Origin of the sequence: Rhizobium sp. 42MFCr.1 (assembly GCF_000377185.1) — a bacterium.
GTDB lineage: Bacteria > Pseudomonadota > Alphaproteobacteria > Rhizobiales > Rhizobiaceae > Rhizobium > Rhizobium altiplani.
On the sequence record NZ_KB897822.1, the window covers coordinates 1 to 26,347 of the forward strand.

The window sequence follows — 26,347 nt, forward strand, 5'->3', positions numbered from 1 at the left end:
AACGGGAATTCTGGCAACGGCGGAGACGGAAATTCCGGCAACGGCAACGGGAACGGTGGGGGGAATGGTACCGGGAACGAAGGAAACGGAAACGGAAATTCCGGCAACGGGCACGGGAACGGAAGTTCCGGCAACGGCAACAAAAAGTAGTGACTAGATTTGAGTTGCGAGTGGAAAAGAGGCCTTTAGGGGCCTCTTTTTTCATTGGCTAATCCGAAAGTGTGCCATCGGCGTTCGAACTTGCCTGGCATCGCCTTCAACATCAGTTCGCTGAGAAATGGGTCAACTCCACTCACCGGAGGTTCCGCAATTCCAGTGCTGAATACGATCCCGTCGGGTTCTGCTTCGATTTCTCGTCGCATCCGAACAGATCATCTTGAGCTTTTCAGCACCGCGGGAGTGGGTAGTGGACATAGAGATCGCCAGGCGCAAGGCGAAGGGGACGTGGACCCTCGATGAAAGCGGAAAGCCAAAGCCTTGGGCACTGACTTCGACGACCTTATCCCCAGGTTGGGGCCGACGGAACCCCCGGATACGAAATGACCAAGTTTCTCGCAACGGTTGACCTTCAGCTTGACACGGTAGGTCGCGTTATCGAGAGCTAGTTGGCTCTTCGCAACATGGATTGCAGCAACCAAGGATCCAGCGCGATCTGTTTTTCATCATCGGGGAGACTAAGCCACGCGAGATTTTTAGCGTTACGACAGGCTTGCCCATTCGGCCAATCCAAAAGCCCATCGCATGTGGTAGCCACTGAGCCACTCGCCACCAACTCGTTGCGAAACAGAGCGGCATAGTACGCGTCTGCCCTGTCAGTAGCCCACATCGATGTGAGCGCGGCGACGGCCAGCATCGTGACGGCCCCCAAAACCCATTTCCAGAAATGCCACGTCGCATAGGCCACACCAGCGGCAGCAAACACCCCAAGCGCGGGCAAAAAGCCATCCCAGAACGTCATTTACTTCACCCCGGACAAAAGGCTTTCGTGATTGCCGCTATACTGAGGGTCGCCGCCAGTTTGTCCCGTTCTTCCGGGTGGTCGCGCAAGCTATTGGTCACAACATCGACCACCTGCTTCTCACTCACTCCCGCTCGCAAGCAACTGTCGCCCATTACATCGGCCACACCATCAACATAGGCGACGCATAACGCAGTGCGCTCATCACTTGCCGTGCACCAACCGTATAATTCGTTTCCGTTGATAAACCCGCCGTAGATGTTCGTATTAGCGAAGGCAGGCGCAGTCGGAATGGCGCACGCCATGGCCAAGCCCACGGCAGCCGATAGATACTTTTTCATGACAATCCCCAGTGATGCGGTAGCGGTGTCAGCATTCGAATGCCAAGCCAACACCATCCGGCGACGTGAGGATACCACGAGGTATGGGTTTCGTGCCCCCTGCTGTGCCCCCTGCTGAAAAATCGGGATTTCTGCTTGAGGAAGGGAGATCTTCTTTTTATGAATGATTTCAAGATGGTGCGAGCGACAGGGATCGAACCCGTATACCTTGCGGTGAGGGATTGTAAGACCTTTGCCCTGGCACAGCGTTTCGAACCGGCAGCGAGAGACGTCACGGTCGTAGGGTGGACGGCACGTCGCAAAGGCTTGCCGTACAATACCTCGAGACATACGCCAATCGAGTCGTCACCCTGCTGCAGGAGGCGCTCATCGGGCTCGGGTGGTGTCTTTCCTAGCCGCCAGGCGCTGACCAGGATCGCGGCGCTTCAAAGCCAGCTTCTCGGCTTCCGCTCCGTCAAATTGACACAGCACGGGATAAAAGGGACCCTAGTGCAAGCGATTCGGTTCGCTGCCAACTTGTATGCGGCGATCAGCGTTGCCCCAGCCCTTGTTTCTCGTTTGGTGTTTCAAGACTCTCAAAGGAGAAGTGCCGTGATCCCATCCGGTCTCTTTTACGACCTCGTTGATTCCCAAATTGCGTTCAAGATCGTGCAGAGGAATTTCAACAGTCCCAACTTCATCTTCAGCGTACCTCGCGTAAAGGACGGGCAGCTCCGCCTGACGATGCTCGGAAGTCAGCCCCTTGTCGGGTCCGCGGATGCCATACTGGCCCGCCTTAACGCCCTTCTGTGCGAACACCCTGTCCGCCCGCCGAACGCCCATTCCTTCAGGCCGGTGACCAGCAATGCGAAGATCGTTGGCTATTCGATCTTTCCCGAGGCCGAGAAAGGAAAGCAGCACGGGTTGCTGGAAGAGATGTCCGTCGAATGCCGCATCATGCCGGCCGACCGTTCAAGTCCCGGACGGGAAATCTCGATGGTAAGCGTGATTGTCGATGGAAAACATAGCCTTCATCTGATGGAGACGGTCGGCAAGGATAATCTTCAGGAGATCAGTCGGCTTTCCCCGCATGCGCTGCCCATGGAAATCCATGGGGGACTGGCGGCGAATGGCTACTATCAGGAGAGCTTCGTGACCTTATATGGTGAGGAGGCCCTCGAAGAGGCAAAAACGAAGTTGAGAGAGGCCTGCAACCGAGCGGTTTCCGCCGGTACCGACGCCCGACACGCACATCACTGATATCGCTCTCTCCGTTATGAGATTTCGGTCGGCCTGATCGTCAAATGTGCGGGTCCGTGTTCGCCTGATGACGTTGACTTGTTAGCGCCAACGGATGTGTGCGCGATTTTGCGGGTTTGGGTAGCAAATTCCACAAGGTTGGTGTCCGGCGTGAAAAGCAACCCACGCCTACCAGACCGAGGACGGTACCGACACCGACAGCATCGAGAGTTTCTGCTCCCGCGCCGAGCGCTCGTACGACGGCATCCACCACCGCTTCTCGGTGAAGTACTTGGATTGGTACATGGCGATGGCCGCCTGGAAGGAAGACACCCGCTACATGGGTCTGCGCTGGCAGCTCGCCGGCGTACTGCGTACGGTCACCCACCGCACGCCGTCTGATCACCTCTGCGGATACTGGCAAGGTGCGGCAGAGCGTATCGAAGACCAGGTGTGGATTGAAGACACGACGGTCGATAGGCAGCGCTACCTGCGGTGACCGATCTGGGGTTCGTGATTTCTCCGACGTGTACTGTCAGTTTCACCGGGACGCTATTAACGGTTTCACCGGGTTCCTATTGAAGGTTTCCCCCGCATTCTATTGACACTTTCACCGCAACTCTATTGCAACTTTCCCCACATCGAATTGCGTCGACTGTGAGGTGACCATCATGGACGAGGGTCTCCTCCCGCGTCATCTGCAGTCCCAACTAAAGGCTGCACTTGCATCAGCGCGAGTGGTTAACATTGTTGGACCGCGCCAGGTCGGGAAGACGACACTGGTACGCGATCTATTGAGCGCTGGAAAATTCATCACCTTGGATGACGAGGGTGTGCTTGCGGCTATTGAGGCCGATCCAAAAGGACAGCTGGATTCCCTGTTGGCTGAGACGAAAGCGGGTCCCCTCATTATCGACGAAGCCCAACGATCAACGAAATTAGCTTTGGCGTTGAAGAGAATCGTGGACGAGAACCGAGCAATGGGTCAGTTCGTCCTGACAGGCTCATCCAACGTTTTCATTTCCGCGGACGTGGCGGACTCGTTGGCAGGTCGGGTCCATACAATGACGATGCTTCCAATGAGTGTCGCCGAAACAAATCGCATGGGGCCTGCGAAAATTCTCGACTGGGCATCGGCGAATGACCGTCCCGATCCGCTAGACCTGCCTAAAGCAGAAACGTTGTCCCGGGCACGATACATCGACTTGATAGTCGCAGGCGGTTTCCCCGAGATACGAACTCTGGAAGAGCGCTGGAGGCAAAATCGATACAGAGACTACGTTGACAGTATCGTGGAACGCGACGTCGCGTACATATTAAAAATAAGAAAATTAGACGCCATGAGGCGAATGATCGATCAGCTAGCTACGCGTGTCGGAAACGGGCTGAATATAGACGAACTGTGTTCAAACATCAGTTTGCAACGGAATACGGCCGATACCTACCTCGATATTCTGACCAAGCTCTCACTATTGCGACGATTGCCTGCGTGGACCTCTGGAGAGACCGGGCGCGACATACGCCAGCCAAAAATCCATCTTGTGGATACTGGGATCGTCGCAGCTTTGAGGAGCATGAACACCCAGAGCTTCAATATTGGCGCGAATCCCACAGCGCTTGGCGGTCTGTTCAAAAATTTCGTTTTCAATGAAATGTGGAAATCCGTCCCCCATCAAATGCGTCAGTGGCGACTTTATCATTGGAGGCATCAACGAGGACGCGAGATAGACATCCTTGCTGAGTCAGACAGAACGATAATCGGCTTCGAGATGAAGACATCGACTACGGTTGAAGCAAAGGATTTCCAACATCTGCGATGGTTTCGAGATGAAGGCCCAGGGGTGAACCGTCCCTTCGTCGGCATCGTCGTCTACATGGGAGAGCGCGTACTCAGTTTCGGCGAAAACATATTCGCGCTCCCTCTGTCGATATTGTGGTCATTCGAAGACAGTTAGCCTGAGCGGGCAGCCCAGATTAATCCTCAAATGCTTTCCAGGCGATCCCCCACAATCTACGACGACCATCGGGAGCACCTGACAAGCGAACCGGGCCCGTCTGCTCCATGCGTTCGAGCAGGCCAGAAAACCTTCCAGCTAGATTGGAACCGATCCCGTCAATCTGGCCCCAAAGCCTTCGCGTTCGGCAAACTGTTTCGACAGATCACCTGCAAGGACCGGTTCTTCGGCATCTCGGAGTAGCTCGAGGAGGACGCGGCGGACATCACGGCCTTTGAGGAGGTCGGTGACGCGGCGGCCAGGGCTCGGACGCTACTCTTGGATCGAAGACCTTGGTCACGGTCACGAAAGCGACCTTGTGCGCTCCCAAGGCGAGCGCTTCCGCCTTGATCGCCTCAAGTCTGGCTTCCAGTTCAGCCAGCTTGGCCTCAGTTCCTCGACGACCAACACAATACAATCCAACTCCATCGACAGAGCTGGAGGCAACAATTCTTGTGCCTGGAATTTTGTGGCATTGGCTACCTAATTCCGCGATTTTGGTCGATTGCCCCGCTGTCTTCCGTCCGGAAACGTGAAATATATTTCATTGCGTGAATTATATTGACACACATTTGATCTTCGCCTTTATTGCTCTCATCGGACTTCGAGGAGGAAGTTCGATTTCAACGCGATCAGCGGCGTCAACGTGACGCCCTCAGGCTTTTGGGAGGGGCTTCGGCCTCGAGGAGGAATCTTGCGCAAATTTATCAGCTCGACCGCCATGGCGGTCCTTGCAGCAACGCTTTTTGCGGGCACGGCATCCGCGGAAACGGACAGTCCGTTCCGCTGCAGGCCGGGTGAAAAATACGTCATGAACGTCATGGTCTCGGGTGTGGAATACTGGTTCCCGGTCTACGAGATGTTCAAGCAGGCCGGTCAGCAGCTCGGCTGCGAAACCGCATATACCGGTACACCGGAATATGACGTCAACAAGCAGATCGCCACCTTCGATCAGGCGTTGGCCCAGAACCCGGCCGGCATCCTTGTCCATCCGATGAATTCCGATCCGTTCATCGAGCCGATCAACCGCGCCACCGAGCAGGGTACGGCCGTCGTCACCTTTGCCGCCGACTCGCCGCTTTCCAAGCGCGTCTCGTTCATCACTTCGGACAACACCCGCGAAGGCATCTATGCTGCCGACGCAATCGCCGAGAAGCTGGGTGGCAAGGGCGAATATGCGGTTCTGGAAAATCCGGGCCAGGACAATCATGACAAGCGCATCGCCGCCTTCATCGGCCGTATGGAGGAAAAGTGGCCCGACATGAAGCTGGTCGGTCGCGCCGCTTCTAACCAGGACCCGACCAAGGCCTATCAGGGGCTTTCGAGCATCATCCAGGCCAATCCGAATCTCGGCGCGGTCTTCATGCCGGAAGCGAACTCCGCTATCGGCGCCTCACAGGCGTCCAAGGAAAATGGCGGCAAGGTTCTTGTCATGTGCGCCGACGTCAACGCCAACATTCTCGACATGATCAAGGCCGGTGAAGTCTTCGGCTCGATCAACCCGAACCAGGGCATGCAGGGCTACATGGGTTTCATGCTGTTGTGGCTTGCCAAGCATCCGGAGCTGATCGACCCGATGAACGACGCCAAGCGATCGGGCTTCAACCCGATGAGCATCCCAGTGGTCGACAATGGTCTTTCGATCGTCACTGCCGAAAATGCCGACGACTTTTATTGGGACAAGTACCTGAAGCGCCGCGGCACGAAGGGTATCGAGGAGTAAGTGCATCGGCCCTTGTCACCTTCGGAAAGAAGGTGCGCCTGGAGGGCTAAATGAGGGGGATGGTTGGGCCAGAACTAGCCGCACTATCCCCTCAACGCCTTGTAATCTCGGCTTTTTCCGTGCTGGGCAGAAAACAGATTATCGCAACCCCCTCGATCGGGGACCGGTCATGAACAAGGAAATTACGATGGCGGAGCCGGTGCTCACCATTCATGGCATAAGCAAGCATTTCGGGGCGATCCGGGCGCTGACGGATGTCAACTTCACGCTCGAGCGCGGCGAAGTCCATGCGCTCTGCGGCGAAAACGGCGCCGGCAAATCAACGCTGATGAACATCATCGCCGGCGTGCTGCAGCCGACCGAAGGCGAAATCCGCGTCGATGGAAAGCCCGTCCGCATCGCTTCACCGGCTGCCGCGCAGGCGCTTGGAATTGGTCTGGTGCATCAGGAAATCGCCCTCTGCCCTGATGCCACGGTGGCCGAGAACATGTTCATGGCCGCGACCAACCGCAGGCGTGCCCCTTTCATGAATTACCGCGCTTTGGAGCGCGATGCCCAAAAGGTGATGAACCGGCTCGCCGCCATCGACGTCCGCCAGAAGGTCGCGGATCTGCCGATTTCCAGTCAGCAGCTTGTCGAGATCGCCAAGGCCCTGACGCTCGACTGCCGCGTGCTCATTCTGGACGAGCCGACCGCAGCGCTGACCGAAACCGAGGCGCAGCAGCTCTTCGCCATCATCCGCGACCTCAAGGCGAACGGCATCTCGATCATCTATATCAGCCACCGCATGGCCGAGATCTTCAGCCTCTGCGACCGCGTGACCGTTTTTCGTGACGGTCGGTATGTCTGCACCGACAAGATCGACGATGTCACGGCTGATGATGTGGTGCGCCGCATGGTTGGCCGCGAGATCACCCAGCTCTATCCGGAAAAGCTCGGGGCCGAAGTCGCCTCTCGCGAAACCATCCTCGAAGTGGATGGCCTCGGTGATGGTGCTCGATTCCATGATATCAGCTTCGATCTGCGCCGGGGTGAAATCCTCGGCATCGGTGGCCTGATCGGCTCCGGCCGCACGGAGATCGCCGAAGGCATTTGCGGGCTACGCGCCCATGCCGCCGGCGAAGTCCGCCTGCATGGCAGGCCGCAGGCAATCCGCGCCTATGCGGATGCGGTCAAGGCGGGCATCGTCTACCTGTCGGAAGACCGCAAGGGCTCCGGGGTGTTCCTGGAGATGTCGATCGCCCAGAATATCTCGGTGCTGAACTTGAAGGCACTCACCAACCATGCCGGCCTGCTCAACGGTCGCGCCGAGGCGGCGCTGGCGGAGGATTTGGCGCGGCAGCTTGCGGTTCGCATGGGCGGCGTCGAGGTCACGGTCAAATCGCTGTCCGGCGGCAACCAGCAGAAAGTGGCGATTGCCAAGCAGCTTGCCGTCAAACCAAAGGTGATCCTGATGGACGAGCCGACACGCGGCATCGATGTCGGCGCGAAGACCGAAATCCATCGGCTGCTGCGCGATCTCGCGGGCTCGGGCATCGGCATCGTCGTTATTTCATCGGAAATGCCGGAACTGCTCGGGCTCTGCGACCGCGTTCTGGTCGTGCGCGAAGGGCGCATTGCCGGCGAAGTGGGCGGGGACGATATGACGGAAGAAACGGTGATCCGCCTTGCATCGGGGGTCAGTGCAGCAAGGACGGCTGATCATGCCGCTTAAGGAGAAAGAGACGGGAATGGCAATCGACACGATAGCGGCGGATATCCCGAAAACAGGGCACTTCAAACGCATCGGCAGCATGCGTGAAGCGGGACTGATCGCGATCATCCTGGCGCTTTGCCTCGCCATGAGCTTCGCCTCGCCACACTTCCTAACGCTCGGCAATTTCCGCGCCATGCTGATGAGCTTTTCGGTGGAAGGCATCGTCGTCGTCGGCATGACGATCCTGCTCATCGTCGGCGGCATCGATCTCGCCGTCGGCTCGGTCGTCTGCTTCGCCATGGTGCTCTCCGGCTCGCTGTTTCTTGCCGGGCTCGATCCATGGACGGCCTCACTGATCGGCATTCTTGCCAGCGGCGTCATCGGCGCGATCATGGGTTTCTTCGTGACCGTAGTGGGGCTCAACCACTTCATCACCTCGCTCGCCGGCATGGTGATCGTGCGCGGGCTGTGCCTCATCATCACCAAGGGCACGCCGCTCTCGCTCTTTACCCTGCCGGCAGGCTTCAAGGCGGTTGGACAGGGCACCTTCCACGGCATTCCCTACGTTATCCTGATCTTCGTCGCCGTCGTCGTCCTGTTCGATTTCCTGCTGCGCCGGGCCACCGCCTTCCGCAAGGTGTTCTATACAGGCAGCAACGAGAAGGCGGCGCTCTATTCCGGCATCAGGACCAACCAGGTGAAGTTCTGGGTGACGGTTCTCTGCTCGACCCTCGCGGGCGTCGCAGGGGTGATCTACATGTCCCGCTTCGGGGCGGCGACCCCGACATTCGGCGTGGGCATGGAACTCAACATCATCGCGGCGGCGGTCATCGGCGGTGCCTCGCTCAATGGCGGCTCCGGCACGATCTTCGGCGCCATCCTCGGCATCGCGCTGCTCTCGGTCGTCACGTCATCGTTGATCCTGCTCGACGTCTCCGTCTATTGGCAAGACATGATCAAAGGCTGCATTCTGCTCGCCGCCGTTTCCATCGACCATTTTCTGCACAAGCGGAAGGCCGCCTGATATGCCAATCGCCAAACTGAAACAAAAGACGACAGCACCGCGCGAGGAAATCGTCATCGCGCGCCAGATGCACCAGGCGCTCGTGCTGCATTTTCTCGAGGGCCTGACGCAGGCACAGATCGCCGACCAGCTCGGCATCTCGCATGCCACCGTCAACCGGCTGATCAAGCGCGGCCGCCAGCTCGGCCTCGTCGAGATCAAGATCAAATCGCCGGTCGAGCCGCTGGTGGATATGGAAGAGCGGTTACTGGCGCTCGGCGGCATCAGCCGCGCCGTGGTGGTGCCGACCGTATCCGACAATCCCCAGACGGCGCTGCAGGCTGTGGGCGAGGCGGCGGCCCGCCTGCTGATCGAGGAGATCGCCGATGGCGATACCATCTGCATCACCGGGGGCAAGGGTGTCGGCGCCGTCGTCGCCGGCCTGCAGCCCGCTCGTCGCTTCGATGTCGAGGTGATCCCCGCGACCGGCTGCGTGCAGGGCAAGCACTATACCGACGTCAACCACGTCGCTACCCTGATGGCGGATCGGCTCGGCGGACGCTCCTACCAGATCCACGCGCCGCTCTTTGCCGATGATGCCGAGCAGCGGGGCATGCTGATCAACATGCGCGCCGTTGCCGATGTCTTCCAGCGGGCGCGGGAAGCCAAGGTCGCCGTCGTGGGCATCGGCTCGATCCTGAGCTCGGATTCGACCTATTACGACCTGCACCCCTCTTCCAGCGAGGACCGCAAGGCCATCGAACATTCCGGCGCGAGGGCGGAACTGCTCGCCCATCTGCTCGATGGCGAAGGCCGGGTCTGCGACTACAGCCTCAACCGCGCACTGGTTTCGCTGACGCTTGAGGAATTCGCGGCGATCCCGACCAAGATCGGCGTGGCAAGCGGCCTCAGCAAGGCCGGCTCCATCCTGAGCGTGCTACGCGGCAACCATCTCGATACGCTCGTCACCGACGAGGCGACTGGGGCGCGTATCCTTGAAATAGCATCCGGGGAAGGGTTTTCGGCATGAGCGGCGAGCAGTTGATCCGCGAGATCGGGCGCTCCGGCGTCGCGGCCTCGGCCGTAGGGCTGGGCACCTGGGCGATCGGCGGCTGGATGTGGGGCGGCACTGACGAGCCGCAATCGATCGCCGCCATCCAGGCCTCGCTTGATGCCGGCGTAACCCTCATCGACACGGCGCCGGCTTACGGCCTCGGCCGCTCGGAGGAGATCGTCGGCAAGGCCATCGCCGGCCGCCGCGACAAGGCCGTCATCGCCACCAAATGTGGCCTTGCCTGGCATACGCAGAACGGCAAGCATTTCTTCGATCAGGATGGCAAGCCGGTTCACCGCTATCTCGGGCGCGACTCGATCATCCATGAGGTCGAGCAAAGCCTGCGCCGGCTCGGCACGGATTATATCGACCTCTACATCACCCACTGGCAGGACGTAACGACACCGATCGAGGAGACGGTGCGGGCGCTTGAAGAGTTGAAGGCGGCTGGCAAGATCCGTGCCATCGGCGCCAGCAATGTCGATCGCTCTGAGCTTCGGCAATACATTCAAACCGGATCACTCGATGCGATCCAGGAGCGGTTCAGCATGATCGATCGCGGGATCGAGGCGGACCTGCTTCCGCTCACTGTTCAAAACGGCGTGTCGACGCTCAGCTATTCCTCGCTGGCACTCGGCCTGCTCTCCGGTACCATCGGACCGGATCGCATTTTCTCGGGTGATGACCAACGCAAGGACAATCCGCGCTTTTCCGTCGCCAACCGGCAGAAGGCGAAGGATTTCTCGGAGGCGATACGACCCGTCGCCGAGCTGCATGGCGCGAGCGTCGCCCAGGTGGTGATTGCCTGGACGCTGGCGCAGCCGGGCGTGACCTTTGCCCTCTGTGGTGCGCGCAACCCGGCACAGGCACTCGACAATGCAAGGGCCGGCACGCTCCGGCTTTCTGCTGACGATCTCAAGGCCATCGACGCGGCGCTGGCGGCGAAACTGGCCCACATGGACAGATAACAGGCTCTCAACATGAACCGTGAAGAGACATGGAACGGGTTTCGCAAAAGCCCGAAGGTGGATGTATGCGTCCTCGGCGGCGGCATCAATGGGCTCAGCGTCTTCCGCGAGCTGGCGCTGCAGGGCGTGAACGTGCTGCTGGTCGAGAAGGGCGACTATTGCTCCGGCGCGAGTGCCGCGCTGTCGCGCATGGTGCATGGCGGCCTGCGTTATCTCGAAAACGGCGAGTTCGACCTCGTGCGGGAATCGCTGGTCGAGCGCGACCGGCTGTTGCGCAACGCGCCGCATTACGTCGCACCGCTACCGACCACAGTACCTATCTTCGACATTTTCTCCGGCCTCGGCAACGGCATCGTGCGGTTTCTCGGCCTCACCCGCCGCCCGAGCCGCCGCGGTGCCATCACCATCAAGACGGGCCTTGCCATCTATGATTTCCTGACCCGCAAACGGGCGCTGATGCCGAAACACCAGTTTCGCGGCCGCCGCGGCACGCTTGCCAAATGGCCGGCGCTCAACCCGGCAATCCGCAGCGCCGCGACCTATTACGATGCCTGGGTAAGCCACCCGGAACGCATCGGCATCGAGCTTCTGCGCGACGGGCTTTCGGCTGGTCCGAACGCGCAGGCCCTCAACTATGCGACGCTCGAACACGCCCCGGCCGGCCACTTTCTACTGCACGATGCGATCTCCGGACAATCGCTGCCGATCAGGCCCGCGCTGATTGTCAACGCCACCGGTGGCTGGATCGACATCGCCAATGGCTCGCTCTTCCCCGAGGATGCCCGTCCCGCGCCGTTGATGGGCGGCACCAAGGGCTCTCACCTGATCATCGATCATCCGGGCCTGCGCGACCTGCTCGATGGCCACATGATCTATTACGAGAACGAGGACGGTCGCATCTGCATCCTCTTTCCCTATCTCGGCAAGGTGCTGGTCGGCTCCACCGATATCCGCGTCGATGATCCCGGCACGGTGCGCTGCGAGGATGACGAGCGCGATTACATCCTGCAATCGCTGGCCTTCGTGCTGCCGGGCATCGTCATCCGCCCGGAAGAGATCGTCTTCCAGTTCGCGGGCGTTCGGCCGCTGCCGGCCAGCAACGACAGCTTCACCGGCCGCATCCCGCGCGATCATTTCTGCACGGTCGTCGAGGGCCGCGATCTCGGCCCGCCGGTGCTCTGCATGATCGGCGGCAAGTGGACCACCTTCCGGTCCTTCGGCGAACTCGCCGCCGACATGGCGCTCGACCGGCTCGGCCGCCAGCGCCGCATCGATACCGCCGATCGCACCTTCGGCGGCGGGCGCAGCTTTCCCAAGGATCGCAGCGACTGGCTACGGCAGCTTTCCTGCGCGACCGGCCTTAAGGAGGATCGCATCGCCACCCTCTTCACGCGCTATGGTACTGACGCTGCCGAAATCGCCCGCTTCCTCGTCGCAACGGATCATGCCCAGGCTCCCGATCACGCCCTGCCGCATGCCGGCTACAGCGCCCGCGAGCTCATCCATCTCATCCGCTCGGAAGCGGTGGAGCATCTGGACGATCTTCTCTTGCGCCGCACGACGCTCGCCATCACCGGCGAACTTTCGCTCGACATGGCCGATGCCGCCCTCGCGATTCTCGCCGCCGAAAAAGGCTGGCCGCCGCAGCGCGCTGCCGAGGAGCGAACCCATTTTCTGACCCTCCTGAACGACCGTCACGGTGTTTCGGAGCAAACCCTTTCCGCAAGGAACGAACAAAGGAGTGAACAATGCGAGACGTCAGCAAGGTCCGGATGAACCGGCTGTTCGGCAACGGTCGTTGCCTCGATGTGGCGATCGATCATGGCGTCTGCAACGAGCCGTCCTTCCTTGAAGGCCTGGCGAACATGCCGGCCGTCGTGAAGGCGCTGGTGGACGCGAGGCCCGACGCGATCCAGATGAATTACGGCCAGGCCGACCTGCTGCAGGACCTGCCTGGCAAGGACAAACCAGCGCTCGTCATGCGTCTCGACATGGGCAACCCCTACAACCGCATCCGCCATCGCGACATGTGGGCCGTGTTGCAAAACGAGGCCGAGCCGCTGATCGGCGCGCTGCAGATGGATGCGGCCTGCGTCGTCGTCAATCTGTTCATGCTGCCGGACGAGCCCGATCTCTTCCGCCAGTGCGTCCAGAATATTTCGCGCGTGCGTGCCGATTGCGAGAAATACGGCATGCCGCTGATGATCGAGCCGCTGGTGATGCAGCCTGTGACGGAGCGCGGCGGTTACATGGTCGATGGCGATGCCGACAAGATCGTGACGCTGACGCGGCTTGCCCGCGAAATGGGCGCCGATATCGTCAAGGCCGATCCCACGACCAACCCGGAGGATTTTCATCGCGTCATCGAGGCGGCGCGTTGCCCGGTTCTGGTCCGCGGCGGCGGCAAGGAGGATCTGTCCGCGGTCTTCGCGAAGTCCGCGGCCCTGATGCGGCAGGGCGCGATGGGCATGGTCTACGGGCGCAACATCTATCAGCACGCCAATCCAAGCGCCGTCGTGCGCGGACTGATGGCGATCATCCACGAGGATGCAAGCGGCGAAGAGGCGTTTGCAGTTTATCAGCGGGGGTGAGGTTTTGTGGTTCCTTTGATCCCAGCGACGAGAAGTGCCGAGCGTGTGCGAGGCGATGAGGGCGTGCTGCGGCAAATCCTGAGCATGCAGCGAGCCCTTCATCCGGCCCTTCGGGCCGCCTTCTCCCAGATGGGGAGAATTGGGGATCGGCGCTAGGCTTTCGGCTAAAACCACGCAAGACTGACAGAACCTTGGGAGGGGTTCGCAATGGCAAAATATCTGTTGGGGCTCGATGCCGGAAACACCGTCATCAAGGCGGTGATCTTCGATCTCGAAGGCCGGGAGCTGGCGCATGCCGGGGAGGAGGGCCATAGCCGCATGCCGTGCCCCGGTCATGTCGAACGCGATCTCGGCGAACTCTGGGCCAATGCCAAACGGGTGATCCGCACTTGCCTCGACAAGGCAGACATTGCTGCCTCCGATATTGCCGCCATCGGCTGCGCCGGCCATGGCAACGGCCTCTATGCCCTTGATCGCGATGGCCAGCCGCTGATCGCAATCCAGTCCCTCGATACGCGTGCAACGGGACTTGTCGAGGAATGGGCGGCTGAAGGGGTCGGCGACCGCACCGCACCGATCGCCCGCCAGCGCCCCTGGCCATCCCAGACGCCGACGCTGCTTGCCTGGCTGAAACGCCATCGTCCCGACCTCTTCCAGCGCATTGGTACGGTTTTCTTTTCCAAGGATTTCGTCGTCAACCGGCTGACCGGCAGCCGCGTCAGCGAAGTCTCCGATATGTCCGGTGCCGGCCTGCTCGATCTCGCCGCCCGTCGCTACGACAAGGCGCTGATGGCCGCTTACGGCCTTGCCGAGAGCATGCATATGCTGCCGCCGCTGATCGAAAGCGCCGATATCGCCGGTCATGTGACGCAGGAGGTCGCGACTGAGACCGGGCTTGCGGCCGGCACACCAGTCGTCGGCGGGCTGTTCGATGTCGTCGCCTCGGCGCTCGGCTCGGGCGTGTCGCGCACCGGCAGCGCCTCGATCATCGCCGGCACCTGGAGCATCAATCAGGTGATCATCGATGGTCCCGACCTTGATGGCCCGGTTTTCATGTCCTCCACCTTTGACCGCAGCCGCTACATGGCGATGGAAAATAGCGCCACGTCGGCCGCCAATCTTGAATGGCTGGTTCGGGAATTCTTCGAGGACGAGCATCCAGAAGGCGTCTCGCCCTTCGATGCGGCTTGCGCGCTCGCGGCTGCGGTCGCGCCGGCTGCGGATGATCCGCTCTATCACCCCTTTCTCTATGGCGCCCAGCAGAACGGCCATGCGCGGGCCGGTTTCTATGGCATGGCTGGCTGGCACACCAAGGGACACCTGATCCGGGCACTTCTCGAAGGTGTCGCCTTCGGTCATCGCCAACATATCGAGACCATCCGCAAGGCGGGTGCGAACTTCGAGGAGGCGGTGCTCTCTGGCGGTGGCTCGCGCAGCAGGCTCTGGCCTCAGATATTTGCGGATGTATTGGGTGTTCCCGTCACTGTTGCCGTGTCGCGGGAGACAGGGGCGCTCGGGGCTGCGATTGCGGCCGGCACGGGTGTCGGGCTGTTTGCCGATTTCACCGAAGGCGCCACCGCCATGGTGCGGATCGATCGGCACTATCAGCCCAATGCTGTGCTGTCGGCCCACTACGCCACCCGTTACGGGCTTTACACGGATATTAACGAGGCGATGACGCCGCTGTGGCGGCGGCTTTCGGAGGCCCAAAGCCTCGCAACAGGAGTTGCAGCGTGACCATGCCCCTGAATGAAGCGCCCATGAATGAAGCGCTCCTGAATGAAGCGCCTACGGATGAAGGCATTTACGATTTCATCGTCGTCGGTGCGGGGTCGGCCGGCTGCGTGCTGGCAAACCGGCTCTCGGCTGATCCGAGAAACCGGGTACTGCTGATCGAGGCCGGCGGCTCGGATCGGTATCACTGGGTGCATGTGCCAATCGGTTACCTCTATTGCATGGGCAATCCGCGCACCGACTGGATGATGAAGACGGCAGCCGAGGCCGGCCTCAACGGCCGGGCGCTCAACTATCCGCGCGGAAAGGTGCTCGGCGGCTGCTCCTCGATCAACGGCATGATCTATATGCGCGGGCAGGCGGCGGATTACGACGGCTGGCGGCAGGCAGGCAATGCCGGTTGGGGTTGGGATGACGTGCTGCCCTGGTTCCTGAAATCGGAGGACAATTATCGCGGCAAATCGGCCTTGCACGGAGCGGGGGGCGAGTGGCGCGTCGAACGCCAGCGGCTGTCCTGGCCGATCCTCGATGCCTTTCGCGATGCGGCCGAGGAACTCGGCATTCGCAAGACCGGAGATTTCAACGGCGGGGACAATGAAGGGTCCGGCTATTTCGAGGTCAATCAGAAGGGCGCCCTGCGCTGGAACACGACGAAAGCCTTCCTGCGCCCGGCGATGAAGCGGGTAAACTTGCGCGTGCTGACAGGCGCAGAGACCGAGCGGCTGGAATTTGACGGCAAAACTGTATCCGGCGTGCGCTTTCGCCTCGATGGCCGCTCCTCTATCGCCCGCGCGTCGCGCGAGGTCATTCTCTCTGCGGGTTCGATCAACTCTCCGAAAATTCTGGAGCTTTCGGGTGTCGGGCGGCCGGATGTGTTGTCGAGCCTCGGCATCCCCGTGCATCATGAGCTCCAGGGTGTCGGCGAAAACCTGCAAGACCATCTGCAGATCCGAACCGTCTTCAGGATCGAGGGTGCGCGCACGCTGAACCAACTTTACCACAACCTGTTCACCCGAGCCGGCATGGCCTTGCAATATGCAATCAGCCGTTCCGGTCCGCTCTCGATGGCGCCAAGCCAGCTCGGGATCTTCGCCAAGAGCGATCCGTCCGTCGCTACCGCCGATCTCGAATATCACGTCCAGCCTCTCAGCACCGACCGGCTCGGCGAGCCGCTGCACCGTTATCCTGCCGTGACTGTCTCCGTCTGCAACCTCCGGCCGGAAAGTCGCGGCACCGTGCATATTACGACACGCGATGCCTCGGTCGCCCCTGAAATTCGCCCCAATTATCTTTCGACCACGGGCGACAGGCTGGTCGCGGCAAACTCAATTCGCCATGCACGCAGCCTGATGGAAACGAACGCTATCTCCCGTTTTCAACCGCAGGAGATGCTGCCGGGCCGGGAATATCAGAGCGATGACGAGTTGATCCGGCGTGCAGGTGATATCGCCACCACGATCTTTCATCCTGTTGGCACCTGCAGGATGGGAAGCGATCCAATGGCGGTGGTGGATGCGAAGTTGCGCGTGCATGGGCTTGAGAAGCTGCGCGTTGTCGATGCCTCGATCATGCCGACGATCGTGTCCGGCAATACGAACTCCCCGGTGATCATGATCGCGGAAAAGGCAGCGGAGATGGCGCTGAGGATGCAATAGCTGGACGATGTCTTCTTTGATCCGACTATCTCGCCGCCTGACGATCACGCCTCGCCTCGGCATGCATCAATAAGAGTTCTCGAAAGTGCCTTGCCCGTACACCTTCGGATACCAGAGATCTTCGAAATCGACACAGTTCACGGTGATTTGGAGCATTGTGTCGGCAGTCTGTGTACGGCCGAATTCGTCAAACACCTGACGTCATTCGCGGCGGCTGTCAGCGGCCGCCTGGCTGACGGCACCTTCCTGCCGGGGCAAATTCGTGCATGAGATAGGTTGGAACCGCTTCGCAGCTTTTCATGAGCGCGGATAATTCCTTGTCGGACTTGCTTGCCAGTATTCCGGTGCGCACAAGTACCGATGCGAGTCCGACATTGGCTGCGCCTTTGATATCGTGCTCGATACTGTCGCCGATGCAGACGACCTTTGCTCGATCGAGACTGCCCCATACTGACATGGCGTGGCTGTAAATTTGATGATACGGCTTGCCGATCCACTGGACCTTGCCGCCGAGTTCTTCATAGATCCTCGCGATTGCTCCCGCGCCAGGTGCGTTCTTGCCGTCTGCCAGCTTGTGAATGTCAGGATTTGTGCAGATGCAAGGCGCGTGGTTGGCCGCTGCGGGTTCCAGCATGCGCCGGTATACATCGAGCGCTATGTGTTCCGCCTCGCTGCCCGAGATGATAACGAGATCGGCATCATTCGATCGAGGCACAGTCGTCAGATCAAGACGGTCCGCGAGGTTTTGGTCATCGCCGCTGGAAATTGTGAAGGCGCGCATCCCGCGTCGAATGTCCTCAGAACGGGACAGAATATCAAAGGCGACGTCGCCCGACGTCACGAACCGCTCAAACAGGCCACGCTCGAAGCCGAGGCGAACGAAACGTTCGGCATTATAGTCGCCACTTCGCCCGGAGTTGGAAAGCACGATCACCCGCTTGCCATTCTCTTTCAGCCTCTGCAACGCTGCAGCGGCGCCTTCATAGGCGCCCTCGTCATCACGCAACACGCCAAACTGATCGATCAGGAAATAGTCGTATTGATTGATCAGGTTTGCGAGCGATGTCTTGGGAACAGAGCTCACTGGTTCTTCCTTTGCCATTGAAGAATGAGCGCTGCGGTGCCGATTGCAGCCTCCGTCGACTTCGAAGGCTTAAAAGCGATACCAAGCGCGGCCTGCCGCATGCGTGTCCACGTCGGATTCTTCGAGCCGCCGCCAACGGTTCGGACCGATTTCAGCTGCGCGGCACCAAGCTCAACCAACCTGTCATATCCCAACCGTTCAATTTCCGAGATTCCTTCAAGCACCGCCTGGAAGAAAATTGCGTCATCCTCCGGGCGAGGCTCCAGGCGAGGGGCATAATCCGGATCGCTGAAGGGGAAGCGTTCACCGCGTTTAAGTAACGGATAGAAGTGCAAACCCGTGGGTCGCGAGATATCAAGGCGAGCCGTCAACTCGGCGAGGCGGTCATCTCCGAACAGTGATTTGATGACGGCACCACCCGTGTTGGAGGCGCCGCCGGGGAGCCAGAAATCGAGTACCCTGTGCGAGTAGATACCATATTGAGGTGCGTTGATCGGCCGTTCGGAAGCGAGCTTGAGGACGAGCGTGGAGCCGAGCGCGGTAACGCCATCGCCGATCTGCGAGGCGCCGGTCGCCAGAAACGAGGCGCAGCCGTCGGTCGTGCCGGCGTGAAAGCGGCAAGTCTTTGCAAAGCCAAGCTTGGCAGCGAAACCTTTGACGCGCGAGAGCGCAGCACCGGCACGGTAGACCTTGGGAAGCAGCTCGCGATTAAGGCCGGCCATCTCAATCCAGTCCGGCCATTTTTCCCGTTGCAGGTCGTAACCGGTCTTCAAGGCATTGTTTTCGTCTGTTGCTGCTTCGTGCAGACCGAGCTTCAGCAACAGCCAGTCGGCCTGATGAACGACCTTGGATACACCTGGCTGTCGGGCAAGAAAGATTGCTCGCGCAAGAGCCGAGCTCGCTCCTTTCGCTGGGCTGTCGGCCGGCGCATGCCGGGATGTCTGTTCGACAATATCGCCATCGGGGCAGTTATCATTGTACATCAACGGCGCGCCCACCGGTTCGCCCATGCGATCGAGCGCAAGGACGGTTCCGGACGTTCCGTCGATACCGATTGCTCCGACGGATGCAAGGCTTGTTTTTGCCGCAAGTTGCGTGAGCGCGGTTGACGTTCGTTCCCACCATATGGAAGGGGTGCGGCCTTCCTCAGCGGTGAAAAATGGAGTGCTGGCGAGAGCAACAACTTCACCGTTGTCGGAAATTGCGGCCGCGCGTACGCCGGACGTGCCGATGTCGATTCCTATGACGGTTGCGGGCAATGGATTGGGCGAGCTTGTCACGAGGTCACGGCTCCGCGGTCAAGCGCCTGCCTGTACTGCTCAGCCTCCCAGTTTGTCAGCTCGTATTCGTCCGCTTCGGAAAGATAGTTGACATCGGAATCGTCGGGGATGCGCGCTACGACTTCTGCAAGACATCGAGCCATCGCCTGGCCGCCAGCCGTCAACTCGTCCGACAAGAGTACGCCGGAGCCAGGCACGATGATCATTTTCGGCGGGCCTTCTCCTGTCAGTGCCAAGCTTTCGAGGTAAGCGCTCAAGGATTGGTCTGCGTCCAGGAGGCCGATCTTCACGCCGAGGAAAATCACGTGATCCGGATACATCGAACCGGCTGTCGCCAGCCGGACGCTTTCCTGTGAGAGTGCTAGCTGATGGCTCTCGATGTCGTTTGCTGGAGAGTAACTGCTATCCCGGCTCAGCCGCTCGAGTGTCTCGATGGACGGGGAGGGAACTTGCCGTTCAGGCATTTCCAGTGCAGCGGAGACCTGCTCGATGCGGCGCGCAACCTCGTCAATGGTGGCCCCGGTAATGATGATGCCGTGATTGTACAGGACTAAAACGTCGGGACGCGTTGTGGCCGCCAAGTCGACCTCGCGGGCAAGCGGCGTGCCGGGGCGCCTGTAGGGAACCGTCACCCAATTCAACCCGGTCACGTCCAGCCTTGCTTTCAGGAGCCGATCGCGATCTTTCAGAACCGAGAGCGCAATCGAGTTGACGCAGTGGTAATGCGCGACGACTGCTTGGGGCAAGGCCGCGTGAAAGCTGGTCTCGATGGATGGCCGCAGGCCGCTGGTATTCAGTGACGCAATAACGAAATCGGTGGCCTTTTCGGCGCGTTGGTCGCCTTTGCGAAGGGCTTGGACGAGCGGCGCGACACGGACCGGCACCATGATATCGCGATCCCCGGCCTGAGCGAGCCAGGTGCCGGATGCTTTGACCCACATGGTATCGCCATCCTTAAGCGAGGTATTCCCGCCTGCTCCCTGAGTTTTGAGGATGTCGGTTCCGATCTGCTTCGACAGCGCCAGAAACCGGTTGAACTCGCCCTCCGAGCTACCTACCGCCATCAAGACCTCCGCGTTTGAGATGTCCACTCACAATAATGAGCGAATTTTTCACCGATCGTATGTAAGCGATTGAATATCGTCAATGATGAAGTTTTTGCGTCACATTGGCTTGCGGATGAGGTTTCGTTGTGATTATCTTTAATCATCGGCAGGGAGCGGCCGGGAGGAAACACAGTGAACGATGCCAGCCGGCATAAACTCATCACCGACCTTCTTCGCGAAACACCGTTCGCCTCGGTTCGCGACCTGCAAGTCCGCCTCGGCGTTTCCCCGGCGACCATCAGACGCGATATCGACAAGTTGCACGAAACAGGGCGAGCCAAGAAGGTCTACGGAGGGATCTCGGCTTTCGAAGTCGGCGGCCGGCTTGCGGCCCGACCATACGACGAGAATCGCGATATTGCGGTCGAGGCCAAGCGCGCGATAGCGCAAAAGGCCGCCTCGCTGGTGCGGGACGGTGACTCCATTATCGTTCATGCCGGTTCTACCTGCTTTCAGCTGGGCGTGCTTCTGGCTCGCCGCAATTTGCGCATCTATACCAATTCGATGCCGCTTGCTGCCTATCTCGGCGAGCACGGCAGCTGCCATCTCAGCCTTTCAGGCGGTGAACTCTATCGCGAGCCGGGGATCATTCATGATCCGGCTTCGGGTGCGCCCGATTACTTCGCGTCGCGATTCTTCGTTGGCACGCAAGGCATCGATTCACAGGGGCTTTTGGAGTCGCACCCGCTGCTCGTCAAGGCGATCGGCGAGCTCAGCACCTGCGCTGATGAAGTGGTGCTGTTGGCAGACAGCCGAAAGTTTTCCATTCAGCCACGTAATCTGGCTTTGACCCTGTCGCGCGTCGGAACGATCGTGACCGACGACGGTTTGTCCGACGCAAACGCCAAGATGCTTGAGAATGCCGGTGTGACGATCCTTATCGCAGATGTCGGAGGCGTCATTTGACGGAGCATTGTCCAGTAGCGGTCTTTGACCTCGGAAAGACCAATTCGAAGCTGTTCGTCATCGACGGCAAGGGCGATGTCGTAGCAGAGCGACGCGCCAAGCCGGTGTGGCGCGACCACGGCGACATTCGTGTCCTCGATGACGAAGCTCTTTTTTCCTGGATGCAGGACGAGCTCAGCCAGGCCGTCGAAGCGCATGGCGTTCGCCATGTGACGTTTTCCGCGCATGGCTGCACGTTCGCGCTGATCGGAAAAGGCGAGCTTTGCCATCCGATCCTTGATTACGAACAGGAGCCTCCGGCATCGGTCGCAGCCAGGATCGATCTGCTCATTCCACCGTTTTCGGAAACCTACTCACCCCGCCTGCCGCTGGGGTTGAACTACGGCCGCCACATTCTGTGGCTTCAGGACAGGGATCCGAGCACGCTCGACGCTACCGATGCAATCCTTGCCTACCCTCAGTTCTGGTCATGGAAATTCTCCGGCCGCGCCGCCTCCGAAGTGTCCTATCTCGCTTGCCATTCCCATCTTTGGGCACCGTTGGCCGATGACTTCAGCAGCCTCGTCGACCAAGAGGGTTGGCGCGCGAAAATGCCTGATCTTGTGTCGGCAGGTTCGTCACTTGGGACATACCCCGTCACGGCAGCAGGCGAAACTGTGGAGGTTATGGTCCACAATGGTGTCCATGACAGCAATTCCGCGCTGTTCTACTACAGGTCCGTCGGCTTTGACGATTTCACGCTGATCTCGACTGGCACCTGGGTGATTATCTTCAATCAGGCGTGCCCTTTGAATGCCCTCGATCGTGAGCGCGACATGCTCGCCAATGTCACGGTAGACCATGCACCTGCCGCGACGATCCGGTTCATGGGTGGTCGCGAATATGACGTGGCAAGCCAAGGCTGGACAAAGTCGATCAGTATCGAAGCGGTAGAAGCGGTCATCGCCAAGGGCAGCTTCGCCCTGCCGTCTTTCGCCGCCGGTGGGCCGTTTCCGGGTTCAGAAGGTCATTTCCTCGGACCAGCCGTTGAGGGCGAGGAGCGGGCGGCCGTGGCGTTGCTCTACGTGATCCTGATGACTGATCTGTCACTCGATCTTATCCGTTCGCAAAACGACATTGTGATCGATGGCGGCTTGGTCAAGGCCGACCTCTATGCACCATTGCTTGCGGCCTTGCGGGATCAGACCGTCTTTACCAGTGCAAATCCCGAAGGCAGCGCCTTCGGGGCGGCTGCGCTCGTATTTCGCCAGTCCAATGTCCGGCCCTTCAAAAATGAGTGTGAGCGAATCCGTGCCGTCGAGATCGCCGGTCTTGGCGACTACAGGCGGGAATGGAGGCGACGTGCGATAGAGCTGAGGCGTGACGTGTCGCAGCCGGCCATGCTGAGCGAGGGGATCCGATGAACCCAGTTGTAGCATCGTCCCCGGCCATTGCTCCCGTTCTCGAAATGCAGAACATCAGCAAGACCTTCGGCAATACGCGCGCACTGACGAAAGTCTCCTTGACCGTGTATCCCGGTGAAATTCATGCGTTGATGGGGGAGAACGGCGCCGGCAAGTCGACGCTGATGAAGGTTCTCTCCGGTGCTTACCTCGCGGATCCCGGCGGTACGATTCTGGTCAGCGGCCGGCCGGCGGTCACCGGCGACCCGATCAAGGCAAGAGCCAACGGCATTGCGGTGATCTATCAAGAACTGTCGCTCGCTCCCAATCTGACTGTCGCCCAGAACATGTTTCTCGGGGAAGAGCCGTCACGTCTGGGATTCGTCGACCGCGCGGATATCAGGAAGCGCGCCGAGCCCATTCTGAAGCGCCTCGGCATCGGCTTTTCTCCCAATCAGCTTGTGTCGTCCCTTTCCTTGGGCGAGCGTCAGATGGTCGAAATTGCCCGCGCTCTTACCACGGACGCGCGCATCATCGTGATGGACGAGCCGACGACATCGCTGACGAGCCGGGAAACCGAAAAGCTTTTCGAGGTGATCGCCAGCCTCAAGGCGCATGGAATTGCGATCATCTACATCAGCCATCGCATGGAAGAAATCTACGCGCTTGCAGACCGCGTCAGCGTGCTTCGCGACAGTGCCTATGTTGGAACACTGAAGCGCAGCGAACTGTCGGCCGAGCGGCTCGTCTCCATGATGGTCGGCCGCGACCTGTCGTCGTTCTATAAAAAGGAGCACCGCGCTGCCGCGCACGATCGCCAGGTCGTGCTTGCTGTCAAGAATGTGGGAGACGGGCGGCGCGTACACGATTGCTCTTTCGATGCCTGTGCCGGAGAGGTGCTGGCCATCGCAGGCCTTGTCGGTTCAGGCCGCACGGAGCTTGCGCGGCTGGTCTTCGGTGCGGACCACAAGGCCACCGGTGTCGTGACCTTGAACGGTCAGGAGCTTTCGCTGCGCGGCCCCCACGATGCGCTCAATGCCGGGATTGCCTACCTCACCGAGGATCGCAAGGCACTTGGCCTGTTCCTCGACATGACGATCAACGAGAACATCAATGTCGGTGTGATCGCCAGGGATGCGCGACCAGGCGGGTTCCTCGATTTCGGTAAGGCGAAGAAGCGCGCCGATGACGCCGTTTCGTCGCTGTCGATCCGAACGAAGAGCACGTCCATCAATGCCGGGGCCCTGTCGGGCGGCAACCAGCAGAAGGTGTTGCTGGCGCGCCTTCTGGAGACCAGGCCGCGGGTCGTCATCCTTGATGAGCCGACGCGCGGCGTCGACGTCGGTGCGAAGTCGGAAATCTATCGGATCATCGACGAGCTTGCCGAAAGCGGCATCGCCATCATCGTGATCTCAAGCGATCTGCCCGAGGTGATTGGTATCGCCGACCGCGTGTTGGTGATGCGCGAGGGACACATCGCCGGCGAGGTCGTCGCATCGCCGGACCGACCGATCGAGCAGGAGACCATCATGGCCCTTTCGACCGGTCCGGTCGGTCGAGACACAATGAGCGCGATAAGAGAGAACCTGAAATGAGCGCAATGCAGAGCGGACAGACAGCAACAGACAGGATGAGGCTGAGGTCGACCTTGACCGCCCTTGGTATGCTACCCGTCCTCATTCTTTTGGCCGTCGGCTTTCATCTTCTCAGCGGTCGCTTCCTGAGCGTCAACAATCTGTCGATCGTCATGCAGCAGGCGTCGATCAACACCGTGCTTGCGGCCGGGATGACGTTCGTGATTCTGACGGGCGGCATCGATCTTTCCGTCGGATCGATCCTTTCCGCCTCCGCCATGGTCGGTGTCATCGTTTCGCTGTGGCCGGATGTCGGCATGCTTGGGATTCCCGCAGCAATCGCGGTCGGGCTGGGATGCGGCGTCATCAACGGAGTTATCATCGCGTTTTTGAAACTCCCGCCCTTCATCGTCACGCTGGGTTCGCTAACGGCAATGCGCGGTATTGCCCGTCTTCTCGGCAACGACACGACCGTCTTCAATCCCGATCTGCCCTTCGACTTCATCGGCAATGGCAATCTGTTCGGCGTGCCATGGCTGGCGATCATCGCATTGGTGACGATCCTGGTGTCCTGGGTGATCCTCAAGCGGACGGTGCTCGGAACCTGGATCTACGCTGTTGGCGGCAATGTCGAGGCTGCACGCCTCACCGGCATCAAAGTGCCGCTGGTGCTTTTGTTCGTCTATTCGATGTCGGGCCTGCTATCGGGCCTGGGCGGTGTCATGTCGGCAGCCCGCCTGTACGCGGCAAACGGATTGCAGCTTGGCCAGGCTTATGAGCTCGACGCGATTGCAGCCGTCATTCTCGGCGGTACCAGTTTCGTCGGCGGCGTCGGTTCGATCTGGGGCACGCTGATAGGGGCTTTGATCATCGCTGTCCTGTCGAACGGTCTCATCCTCGTCGGGGTTTCCGACATCTGGCAGTACATCATCAAGGGACTTGTCATCATCGTTGCCGTCGGACTCGACCGCTACAGGCTGCGAGGGCTTAGCCGCACCTGAGCTGCGGCTGAAGGAACCGGGTTACCGGATAACAAAGGCGCAGGAGGCGCCATAAGGAGGAAAGCATGCGCATGATCTCTAAACTGCTCACCGCCACCGCGCTCGCCGCGGCAATTGCAATGCCGGCCGCGGCAAAGGATCTTCAAAAGATCGGCATTTCGGTCGGCCTTCTGGGCAATCCATTCTTTGTCGCGACCATCAAGGGCATTGAAGACCGAGCCAAGGAAATCAATCCGAATGTTCAGGTGACCTCCGTTTCTGCCGATTACGACCTCAACAAGCAGGTTTCGCAGATCGACAGCTTCATTGCCGCAGGCGTTGACATCATCATGCTCAACGCTGTCGACGCCAAGGCAATTGCTCCGGCCGTCAAGAAGGCTCAGGCCGCCGGCGTTATCGTCGCCGCCTTTGACGTGTCCGCACCCGGTGCAGACGTCACCGTCATGACGAACAACGTCAAGGCAGGCGAAGAAGCCTGCCAGTACATCGTCGACAAGCTCAGCGGTAAGGGCAATGTTGTCATCATTAACGGCCCGGCCTCGTCCTCGATCCTCGATCGCGTCCAGGGTTGCAAGAACGTCCTGTCGAAGAGCCCTGACATCAAGATCCTCTCTGACGACCAGAACGGCCAGGGATCGCGCGATGGTGGTCTTGCGATCATGCAGGGACTGCTGACGCGCTTCGACAAGATAGACGCCGTTTTTGCAATCAACGATCCGACCGGCATTGGCGCAGAGCTTGCCGCAAAGCAGTTGAACCGGAACGAGTTTTTCATCACCGCAGTCGATGGCGCTCCTGATATCGAAAAATCGCTCGCCAGCGGCAACTCGATGATCAAGGCCTCCGCTTCGCAGGATCCCTACGTCATGGCCGGCGACTCGCTGAAGATGGCCGTCGACGTCCTGAATGGCAAGAAGCCGGCCGAAACGACGGTGCTTCTCGATCCGAAGTTGATCACGGCTGAAAACCTCAAGGACTACAAGGGCTGGACGGCAGCCCGCTAAGGTCTCCTCCCGAGTGGCCCGCCGTTGCCGCGTGCACGGCGGGTCGCCTTCCCTCAATGAAAATCTCAGGAAGCG

The 26,347-nt window shown here is 59.9% G+C and carries 22 protein-coding genes and 1 pseudogene; 18 read left to right on the forward strand and 5 right to left on the reverse strand.

The window, feature by feature from the left end:
• Positions 1-601: 601 nt before the first annotated feature.
• Positions 602-958, reverse strand: a complete 357-nt coding sequence (locus tag C934_RS0106985; protein ID WP_018855984.1) for a hypothetical protein — start codon at positions 956-958, stop codon at positions 602-604.
• Between the two features lie 5 nt (positions 959-963).
• Positions 964-1,629 carry a Rap1a/Tai family immunity protein gene (locus tag C934_RS36390; protein WP_156828724.1) on the reverse strand — a complete coding sequence of 222 codons (666 nt, stop codon included), beginning with the start codon at positions 1,627-1,629 and terminating at the stop codon, positions 964-966.
• 261 nt (positions 1,630-1,890) lie between these two features.
• Between C934_RS36390 and C934_RS0106995 the strand changes: the two genes are divergently transcribed.
• The 13 genes and pseudogenes from C934_RS0106995 to C934_RS0107055 all read left to right on the forward strand — a co-directional run bounded on the left by C934_RS0106995 (position 1,891) and on the right by C934_RS0107055 (position 16,935).
• Complete coding sequence (locus C934_RS0106995; RefSeq protein ID WP_018855986.1) at positions 1,891-2,538, forward strand: hypothetical protein; 648 nt, start codon at positions 1,891-1,893, stop codon at positions 2,536-2,538.
• A gap of 202 nt (positions 2,539-2,740) precedes the next feature.
• Positions 2,741-2,788 (forward strand): annotated as a pseudogene (locus C934_RS36395) (hypothetical protein); the annotation flags it as partial.
• Between the two features lie 21 nt (positions 2,789-2,809).
• On the forward strand, positions 2,810-3,016 hold the full coding sequence (locus tag C934_RS0107005) for a hypothetical protein (protein ID WP_245267920.1): 207 nt from the start codon (positions 2,810-2,812) through the stop codon (positions 3,014-3,016).
• Positions 3,017-3,188: 172 nt separating this feature from the next.
• Positions 3,189-4,472: an ATP-binding protein gene (locus C934_RS0107010; protein WP_018855989.1), complete on the forward strand. Its 1,284-nt coding sequence runs from the start codon at positions 3,189-3,191 to the stop codon at positions 4,470-4,472.
• A 733-nt stretch (positions 4,473-5,205) separates the two neighbouring features.
• A complete protein-coding gene (locus C934_RS0107015) occupies positions 5,206-6,234 on the forward strand; it encodes a substrate-binding domain-containing protein (protein ID WP_018855990.1) in 1,029 nt (342 codons plus the stop codon).
• Positions 6,235-6,421: 187 nt separating this feature from the next.
• Entirely contained in the window at positions 6,422-7,948 is a 1,527-nt protein-coding gene (locus C934_RS0107020) for a sugar ABC transporter ATP-binding protein (protein WP_018855991.1), read from the forward strand.
• A gap of 16 nt (positions 7,949-7,964) precedes the next feature.
• Positions 7,965-8,954, forward strand: coding sequence for an ABC transporter permease (locus C934_RS0107025; RefSeq protein WP_018855992.1), 990 nt, complete (start codon positions 7,965-7,967; stop codon positions 8,952-8,954).
• Between the two features lies 1 nt (position 8,955).
• Entirely contained in the window at positions 8,956-9,963 is a 1,008-nt protein-coding gene (locus C934_RS0107030; protein WP_018855993.1) for a sugar-binding transcriptional regulator, read from the forward strand.
• Positions 9,960-10,955, forward strand: coding sequence for an aldo/keto reductase (locus tag C934_RS0107035; RefSeq protein WP_018855994.1), 996 nt, complete (start codon positions 9,960-9,962; stop codon positions 10,953-10,955). Before C934_RS0107030 ends, C934_RS0107035 begins: the two co-directional genes overlap by 4 nt.
• A 12-nt stretch (positions 10,956-10,967) precedes the next feature.
• Positions 10,968-12,731, forward strand: coding sequence for a glycerol-3-phosphate dehydrogenase/oxidase (locus tag C934_RS0107040; protein WP_020610527.1), 1,764 nt, complete (start codon positions 10,968-10,970; stop codon positions 12,729-12,731).
• On the forward strand, positions 12,704-13,546 hold the full coding sequence (locus tag C934_RS0107045; RefSeq protein ID WP_018855997.1) for a class I fructose-bisphosphate aldolase: 843 nt from the start codon (positions 12,704-12,706) through the stop codon (positions 13,544-13,546). The genes C934_RS0107040 and C934_RS0107045 overlap by 28 nt, the downstream gene beginning before the upstream one ends.
• Before the next feature lie 207 nt (positions 13,547-13,753).
• Positions 13,754-15,283, forward strand: coding sequence for an FGGY-family carbohydrate kinase (locus tag C934_RS0107050; protein WP_018855998.1), 1,530 nt, complete (start codon positions 13,754-13,756; stop codon positions 15,281-15,283).
• 23 nt (positions 15,284-15,306) lie between these two features.
• Positions 15,307-16,935 (forward strand): GMC family oxidoreductase, encoded by a 1,629-nt coding sequence (locus tag C934_RS0107055; protein ID WP_026371625.1) that lies wholly within the window; start codon positions 15,307-15,309, stop codon positions 16,933-16,935.
• Positions 16,936-17,152: 217 nt separating this feature from the next.
• Here C934_RS0107055 and C934_RS0107060 read toward each other — a convergent pair whose 3' ends face one another.
• The 3 genes from C934_RS0107060 to C934_RS31685 are packed head-to-tail and all read right to left on the reverse strand — an operon-like array spanning position 17,153 to position 20,363.
• The gene (locus C934_RS0107060) at positions 17,153-18,019 is read right to left on the reverse strand and encodes a TIGR01459 family HAD-type hydrolase (RefSeq protein WP_018856000.1); all 867 of its coding nucleotides are present in this window, start codon (positions 18,017-18,019) and stop codon (positions 17,153-17,155) included.
• Entirely contained in the window at positions 18,016-19,299 is a 1,284-nt protein-coding gene (locus tag C934_RS0107065) for an FGGY-family carbohydrate kinase (RefSeq protein ID WP_018856001.1), read from the reverse strand. Before C934_RS0107065 ends, C934_RS0107060 begins: the two co-directional genes overlap by 4 nt.
• Positions 19,296-20,363, reverse strand: coding sequence for a class II aldolase/adducin family protein (locus tag C934_RS31685; RefSeq protein WP_018856002.1), 1,068 nt, complete (start codon positions 20,361-20,363; stop codon positions 19,296-19,298). The genes C934_RS0107065 and C934_RS31685 overlap by 4 nt, the downstream gene beginning before the upstream one ends.
• Positions 20,364-20,537: 174 nt before the next feature.
• Between C934_RS31685 and C934_RS0107085 the strand changes: the two genes are divergently transcribed.
• The 5 genes from C934_RS0107085 to C934_RS0107105 all read left to right on the forward strand — a co-directional run bounded on the left by C934_RS0107085 (position 20,538) and on the right by C934_RS0107105 (position 26,272).
• A complete protein-coding gene (locus tag C934_RS0107085) occupies positions 20,538-21,311 on the forward strand; it encodes a DeoR/GlpR family DNA-binding transcription regulator (RefSeq protein WP_018856003.1) in 774 nt (257 codons plus the stop codon).
• The gene (locus C934_RS0107090) at positions 21,308-22,714 is read left to right on the forward strand and encodes an FGGY-family carbohydrate kinase (protein ID WP_018856004.1); all 1,407 of its coding nucleotides are present in this window, start codon (positions 21,308-21,310) and stop codon (positions 22,712-22,714) included. Before C934_RS0107085 ends, C934_RS0107090 begins: the two co-directional genes overlap by 4 nt.
• Positions 22,711-24,288, forward strand: a complete 1,578-nt coding sequence (locus C934_RS0107095) for a sugar ABC transporter ATP-binding protein (RefSeq protein ID WP_018856005.1) — start codon at positions 22,711-22,713, stop codon at positions 24,286-24,288. Before C934_RS0107090 ends, C934_RS0107095 begins: the two co-directional genes overlap by 4 nt.
• Positions 24,285-25,268, forward strand: coding sequence for an ABC transporter permease subunit (locus tag C934_RS0107100; protein ID WP_018856006.1), 984 nt, complete (start codon positions 24,285-24,287; stop codon positions 25,266-25,268). The genes C934_RS0107095 and C934_RS0107100 overlap by 4 nt, the downstream gene beginning before the upstream one ends.
• A 65-nt stretch (positions 25,269-25,333) precedes the next feature.
• On the forward strand, positions 25,334-26,272 hold the full coding sequence (locus C934_RS0107105; RefSeq protein ID WP_018856007.1) for an ABC transporter substrate-binding protein: 939 nt from the start codon (positions 25,334-25,336) through the stop codon (positions 26,270-26,272).
• The last annotated feature ends 75 nt before the right edge of the window (positions 26,273-26,347 follow it).

What these genes read in the sequence shown, in the direction of transcription:
- C934_RS0107020 (WP_018855991.1), top strand. Translation starts at nt 6,422, where the DNA reads ATGGCGGAGCCGGTGCTCACCATTCATGGCATAAGCAAGCATTTCGGG.
- C934_RS31685 (WP_018856002.1), bottom strand. Translation starts at nt 20,363, where the DNA reads ATGGCGGTAGGTAGCTCGGAGGGCGAGTTCAACCGGTTTCTGGCGCTG.
- C934_RS0107045 (WP_018855997.1), top strand. Translation starts at nt 12,704, where the DNA reads ATGCGAGACGTCAGCAAGGTCCGGATGAACCGGCTGTTCGGCAACGGT.
- C934_RS0107050 (WP_018855998.1), top strand. Translation starts at nt 13,754, where the DNA reads ATGGCAAAATATCTGTTGGGGCTCGATGCCGGAAACACCGTCATCAAG.
- C934_RS0106985 (WP_018855984.1), bottom strand. Translation starts at nt 958, where the DNA reads ATGACGTTCTGGGATGGCTTTTTGCCCGCGCTTGGGGTGTTTGCTGCC.
- C934_RS0107055 (WP_026371625.1), top strand. Translation starts at nt 15,307, where the DNA reads ATGAATGAAGCGCTCCTGAATGAAGCGCCTACGGATGAAGGCATTTAC.
- C934_RS0107025 (WP_018855992.1), top strand. Translation starts at nt 7,965, where the DNA reads ATGGCAATCGACACGATAGCGGCGGATATCCCGAAAACAGGGCACTTC.
- C934_RS0107040 (WP_020610527.1), top strand. Translation starts at nt 10,968, where the DNA reads ATGAACCGTGAAGAGACATGGAACGGGTTTCGCAAAAGCCCGAAGGTG.
- C934_RS36390 (WP_156828724.1), bottom strand. Translation starts at nt 1,629, where the DNA reads ATGTCTCGAGGTATTGTACGGCAAGCCTTTGCGACGTGCCGTCCACCC.
- C934_RS0107010 (WP_018855989.1), top strand. Translation starts at nt 3,189, where the DNA reads ATGGACGAGGGTCTCCTCCCGCGTCATCTGCAGTCCCAACTAAAGGCT.
- C934_RS0107095 (WP_018856005.1), top strand. Translation starts at nt 22,711, where the DNA reads ATGAACCCAGTTGTAGCATCGTCCCCGGCCATTGCTCCCGTTCTCGAA.
- C934_RS0107105 (WP_018856007.1), top strand. Translation starts at nt 25,334, where the DNA reads ATGCGCATGATCTCTAAACTGCTCACCGCCACCGCGCTCGCCGCGGCA.
- C934_RS0107030 (WP_018855993.1), top strand. Translation starts at nt 8,956, where the DNA reads ATGCCAATCGCCAAACTGAAACAAAAGACGACAGCACCGCGCGAGGAA.
- C934_RS0107100 (WP_018856006.1), top strand. Translation starts at nt 24,285, where the DNA reads ATGAGCGCAATGCAGAGCGGACAGACAGCAACAGACAGGATGAGGCTG.
- C934_RS0107035 (WP_018855994.1), top strand. Translation starts at nt 9,960, where the DNA reads ATGAGCGGCGAGCAGTTGATCCGCGAGATCGGGCGCTCCGGCGTCGCG.